Here is a 5,682-nt window from a genome sequence, read left to right on the forward strand (position 1 = left end):
GCTGTCACCGTAGTCGCCGCTGTCACCGTAGTCGCCGCTGTCACCGTAGTCGCCGCTGTCACCATAATCGCCGCTGTCACCGTAATCGCCGCTATCACCATAATCGCCGCTGTCACCGTAGTCGCCGCTGTCACCGTAGTCGCCGCTGTCACCGTAGTCGCCGCTGTCACCATAATCGCCGCTGTCACCATAGTCGCCGGATGCTGCCACTGCCTTTTTTACCGTGATACCATTTGGAGACAGACCATACCCAAGAATCAATAGCAGTATCACACCAAAGGTCATTATCATAACTGCCTTGTTAGCTCTCATTACGTCCCTCCCTTTGTCTTTAAAAACAGTCACGTACTGGTAAACACTTACGCATGAAACTTTTAAAGACCCTAATTATGGTTTATTCCTGCAGCAAGTTGTAGATGCACTTCTATAACGTATAAACATTGTAGAACTTGCAACCTGTCAACATGCTGCAGGAATATACTCGCTGTAAACTTTCTATTCCCGCCAATTCATCCAGACCTTCAAATACAGGAAGCGAACTTAACCCGGTCTGAACTACTCAGGGTGATCCACATAACCCTCGGCTTTTAGAATTAGTAACCGGCTGCACTGCCGCCGTAACCGCCGGAACCGCCGCCGTAGCCACCGGAACCGCCGCCGTAGCCACCTGCCTCGCCACCGTAGCCACCTGCTTCTTCACCACCGTAGCCACCTGCTCCAACCTCTTCAACAAAACCTGCCACCTTCTGATAGCCAGTGTAAGACGACACACTATAGCCTACCAAAAACCCGATAAACAGCGCTACAACTACCAAGACAAACCAGAGACCGCTTTTCATATCCTCTAATCCTCCTTTGGGGAATTTTTACCTGCATTTATTTCTTTCTGATCTTCCAGACGAACTTGCCGGAAACCTGACTCTTTTCTATAATCTCATTCCCGTTGGACTCACACATTGATAAAATCGACTCTGATGAGGAAGGGTTGTCGAAAAATACCTCCAGAGTGTCTCCGGGCTTCATCTTCTCAAGGGCCTTCTTTGCGTAGATCTGAGGATGGGGACAGACATACCCCAGCACATCCAGCATATACTCACCCTCACCTTTTTTCTCAAACTTCATTGCCATGACTAATACCTCCTTATATTTTGGTTTTGATTTTTATAAGTCAAAGGCTGCCATCTCCTTTGCCATCTTTCTCTCTGTCCACCAGTTAAAGAACTTAACACCAAAAAATGCACCACCGATCATCCCAAACCCAAAAAGCCATCCAGAGGGATCACCGTTAGCAACCCTTGCAAAAAATGCCCCGATATTACAACCAAGGGCAAGCCTGGAGCCTATACCCATTCCAAAACCACCTATAATCGCCCAGATTGCAAGTTCCCTGGTGGGTTTTTTAAACTTGAATTCATTGTGCAGAAGTGCCATGGTTGCAGCACCGCCGATAAGAGCGATCGACATCCAGTCCGCCGGGTTAAACAGGGGGTTTGGAATACCGTTGGTGAATCCGAAGTATATATTGTCCATATTGTTCCAACCCAACTTGTGCAATATCCAACCAACCCACTGTGCCTCCTGCGTGGTAACATACCAGTACCCCGGGTCAAAAACGGTTCCTCTAACAGACAAACCATAGTCCTGCCCAATCGCCTTGAGTATCTGCCCTGCATTACCGACACCGAACTTAAGACGTAACCCCTCGATAACAAACATGTGCAGACCACTTGCAACACCAAGGAACAGGCCTGCAATAGCCGTCCTCTTCGAGGCACGGATCATCTGCCAGTATCCGGCAAGCTCGTCACCAAAAGTTACATTGCCGCCCCTCTCTTCCCTTAATCTTCTCACATAAGTCTTTCTTACCCAGAAGATGTACACGACAACAAGCAGCAACGCCCCCGGGATAACAGAACCAAGAAGAAAATTGCCGATAAACGCCCCTGAAAAAGACTGGTTATCCAGTCCCAGCCACTTTGCAACTGTATATACAGGATGATTCCATACATATCCTGCAAGATACTGGTCCAGCCAGCCATCCGTAACATTAATGGATGCCGGCAAACCTTTTGCCATGGCTGATTTGGTCCAGGCCTCCGGAACGAGTTTGTTCAGCCAGCCGCCGACATCGGCGAATACGGCCTGGGTTATACTTATGGAGAGAATAACCATTGCGGCAACACCATTACCCTCACCTGTCTTGTAGAGTGAACCCGAGGCACAACCGCCTGCAAAAACCATTCCCCAGCCAAAGAAGAGCCCCCCAATAAACGCATGAATTCCAAATGGCGCGGGATGAAACGTACTTGCGCCCGTTACTGTTACCAGGGAAGCGGTAAAACCGAAGAGTATTGTGGCTATCATAATACCCACAACCATCCTCGGAACACCAACTGCAAAGAGGTCCCTGAAGGCCGATGCAAAACAAAACCTACCGTACTGCAATATCAGTCCATAGATAAAACCGAACCACAGATAAGCCATGAGATAGATATACAATTCACTCTCAAAATAGGCAAACAGACTGACTACTACGAAGAACCCAACTACCACAAAAGCCCATCGTTGACTCTTTTTTTCTTCTTTCTCCACCTCATCTCCTCCTTCATATATAGTTGATTAAAATAAGTGAACAATTATCCGGGGGATTTTTATAGCTTAAATCCAGAAAACTTACGCATACACCTTATGGCTGTCTGAGAGATAATAGAATAATAAGTCTTTTCACCTCCCTGAAATTATCTTTTGCTCTCCAACACACGGTTCAGAAACAGAAAATAAATTATCTCCCTTATCTGAACAGGAAATAAAATTTAATTAATATATCATGGAAGTCGGGTAGTTGTCAATTATATGCCGGATTACCCGATACCCAGCCTACAGGACTATGACCTTATCTGAATCGTGGTCCATGGCTGCGTTATTATACTGGCTTCCGCGAATTATCTCCTCTGCTATCCCTTCGGTCTTGACACTTATCTTCTGTGCGCTATGATCACAGAAACTCATGGTAACACCCTGCAGTTTGCATAATTCGGTATATGAGGGGTTTTCAAGCAGTTTTGTTCCATCATCCATGGCAAACAGAATAACCTCATGGCCCTTGGATACCGCAGCCTCTGTAATTCCGGCAATGTCATCAAGATGTTTATCTGTATTAACCAATATTCCGAGTTTCATCTTTAAATTCCTCCTTTCACAGACAAGAATATTTTTTCGTAAATACTGCAATGCTGCTTTTCAGCGCACTCATCACCATGCAATGACCTTGTCACAAGATGCTATAAGGTCGATAATCTGAGCATGGTTTTTGTTCTCTCTCAGGTCTACAACCGTAACTTCCTGAGTTTTCTTATGTTCCTCCATAAGCTTTTTTACTGTCTCGTCAGGTTCCTGTTTTAAAATATATAAAATCTTCATTGGATTCACCTCTCCTTATAATTTTATTCAGGTACAGGGGCTCAGGTTTTGGGTCCTGTCACCTGCAACCTGTCTTTTAATAGGGTAGTATGTGGTCATACTCAAGTAACTTCTGTGCTATCTCCTCGGTAGAGAGATACTCCAAATCCTCATTTTCCTTGCAATTGGTGTAAACATTCATCTCCATATCTTTCATTGTCTCAAGATTCAGATCATTATCTTCCGTCTCTTCCACCTTTCTGTCCAGCACGTATACATCAATAATATCATCCATAAGAGTTATACCCACAGCCATTCTCAAGGCCTCCCCCTGTCTGTCCCTGACAAGTACGGCAATCTTCTTAGCCATTCCCAAACCTCCTTTCATGCAAGTTTTTTATTCTTCAACTACCCTCTCGTCTTTATCTTGCCAAAAAGTATATAGAGATTCATAAGAAAAGTCAATCTTTTCTCAAGCAGAACTGCATCCGGTCTTCTGTGATTGCCTCTACAACCTGCCCGGGTGTAATCTCTCTCATACACCTCATGGTCTCACACGTTTTTCTAAAACAGGGGGAACAATCAATATCTGCCCTGAAGACCCTGTGTCCATCGCCGTATGGACCGGTCAGGACCTCGCTTGTCGGGCCGAACACTGCATAAACAGGCACTGACTGGGCTGCACCCATATGCATTGGGCCGGAATCATTGGACAGCATAAAAGATGCACCCTTTATGATGGAGAAGAGTTTTTTAAGGTCGGTCTTTCCAGCCATATTGATTGAACGACCTTCTGTATTTAAGGCTATTGTCCCCGCAATATCAACATCCTCCCTGCTACCAATTATAACGGCAGTAGCCGGCAGCGCCTTTATTACATCAATAAAATACCCAACAGGCCACCTCTTGGCGGGCCATCTTGCACCGGGGACTACTACGTAATAGGGGCCTTCCGAGTGAAACGTATCCTGAATCGGGGGCAGTGGAAAATCAACTCCGTCGGTATCTATTCCGATTAGAGAAGCAAGTTTAAGGTATCTCTCAACAGCATGGATGCCGGTTCCCCCTTTGACCTTAAGGTTATAGAAGAATGGACTCAATTCCCTTGCATCACTGAAGCCCACCCTCAGGCCGGCACCTGACAGCGCTGTGATAATACCACTTCTCAGCAAGCCCTGAAGGTCGATAACAAGGTCATAACCCTCAAGCCTGAGTCCCCTGAAAAGGGCGCCAAGCTCAGAGACCGTTGATATTAGCCTTGAAGGTCTTTTCCAGTTCTCCTTATGTATTACCCACAGACGCTTAATCATCGGGTGTCCCTGAAGTGCCCCTTCAAACCCCTTGGCTACAACCCAGTGCACCTCAGAGTCCGGCAAGGCGGTTTTAATGGCATTAAGTAAAGGCAGGGCGTGGATAATGTCACCGAGAGAGCTCGGCTTCACTATCAGTATCTTTCTGAACCTATGTGAATTTGATGGCATCAGGGGCTTCTCTGCCTCATCTCTCATGGGAATTTGTCCTGGGGACATCAGTATGCAGCCTGATCTCGGTCGACCATTTCTTTACAAGGCCCTTAAATGCCTCCTTATCACACATGTCCTTAACCCTTGAATAAATCTCGGCACAGAGTGAAAGATACCGTTCTTTTTTTGAAGATCCTTTAAGCAAAGGTATCTTCTCACTGATGGCAAGCACCTCGTGCTCCGGCAGATCCACTTTCAAATCCCTGCTCAGGGACGGCAGCATATAACTTATGAAAAGAGATTCAAGGTCATCCTCATCAGCAGGTGATATTTCCTCTGCAGACGCCCCTTCAGTGACAAGAAATGCCTTTATTTTTTCATCATAAAGGCCCTTCAGAAGATTTTCGATCATTTGCCTGTGAATATCCTTCCTCAACTGATTAACCAGATTCTGAAAAGGGTCAGACTTTATTATATCCTGGTATGCCAAGCGTTCCTCGGAGAGTATCAACCCCCTGTAAAAAAGGGTACATACCAGAACAGGTCTCTCTTTCCCTCTCTCCTCTGTCTGCACATGGAATACTCTTCCCCTGTATTTTATATTTTCATTAATACCTTGCCCCACAATAGATGTATTCTATCAAAAAACATGAAGGTTAATAAATCACCATATAAATATATACTACGCAAACAGCACCAATCCGTTATCTTTCCGGAAAGAAACGTTTCATTTCAACGTGTTATACAAATATGCTAAACCTTTAAATAGAAACGATCCAAAAAGGGGTTGAAATATAAAAATAAATTGTCTATAATGTCA

Annotated in this window: 9 protein-coding genes; all 9 read right to left on the reverse strand. The window is 45.3% G+C overall.

Annotated features, from left to right (window positions below):
• The coding region (locus VST71_07670; protein ID MEC4685593.1) for a hypothetical protein at positions 1 to 312 on the reverse strand (312 nt) is incomplete at its 3' end.
• Between the two features lie 281 nt (positions 313 to 593).
• Positions 594 to 815: a hypothetical protein gene (locus VST71_07675; protein ID MEC4685594.1), complete on the reverse strand. Its 222-nt coding sequence runs from the start codon at positions 813 to 815 to the stop codon at positions 594 to 596.
• A 61-nt stretch (positions 816 to 876) separates the two neighbouring features.
• Positions 877 to 1,128 carry a sulfurtransferase TusA family protein gene (locus VST71_07680; GenBank protein ID MEC4685595.1) on the reverse strand — a complete coding sequence of 84 codons (252 nt, stop codon included), beginning with the start codon at positions 1,126 to 1,128 and terminating at the stop codon, positions 877 to 879.
• A 33-nt stretch (positions 1,129 to 1,161) separates the two neighbouring features.
• A complete protein-coding gene (locus tag VST71_07685) occupies positions 1,162 to 2,592 on the reverse strand; it encodes a YeeE/YedE thiosulfate transporter family protein (protein MEC4685596.1) in 1,431 nt (476 codons plus the stop codon).
• A gap of 285 nt (positions 2,593 to 2,877) precedes the next feature.
• Positions 2,878 to 3,180: a DsrE family protein gene (locus tag VST71_07690; protein ID MEC4685597.1), complete on the reverse strand. Its 303-nt coding sequence runs from the start codon at positions 3,178 to 3,180 to the stop codon at positions 2,878 to 2,880.
• Between the two features lie 72 nt (positions 3,181 to 3,252).
• Positions 3,253 to 3,420: a hypothetical protein gene (locus VST71_07695; GenBank protein ID MEC4685598.1), complete on the reverse strand. Its 168-nt coding sequence runs from the start codon at positions 3,418 to 3,420 to the stop codon at positions 3,253 to 3,255.
• 76 nt (positions 3,421 to 3,496) lie between these two features.
• Entirely contained in the window at positions 3,497 to 3,769 is a 273-nt protein-coding gene (locus VST71_07700) for a hypothetical protein (GenBank protein ID MEC4685599.1), read from the reverse strand.
• Between the two features lie 91 nt (positions 3,770 to 3,860).
• A complete protein-coding gene (locus VST71_07705; protein MEC4685600.1) occupies positions 3,861 to 4,907 on the reverse strand; it encodes a glycosyltransferase family 9 protein in 1,047 nt (348 codons plus the stop codon).
• Positions 4,897 to 5,436: a hypothetical protein gene (locus VST71_07710; GenBank protein ID MEC4685601.1), complete on the reverse strand. Its 540-nt coding sequence runs from the start codon at positions 5,434 to 5,436 to the stop codon at positions 4,897 to 4,899. The genes VST71_07705 and VST71_07710 overlap by 11 nt, the downstream gene beginning before the upstream one ends.
• Positions 5,437 to 5,682: the final 246 nt, after the last annotated feature.

It is taken from the genome of Nitrospirota bacterium (assembly GCA_035873375.1).
Classification (GTDB): Bacteria; Nitrospirota; Thermodesulfovibrionia; order Thermodesulfovibrionales; family JdFR-85; genus BMS3Bbin07.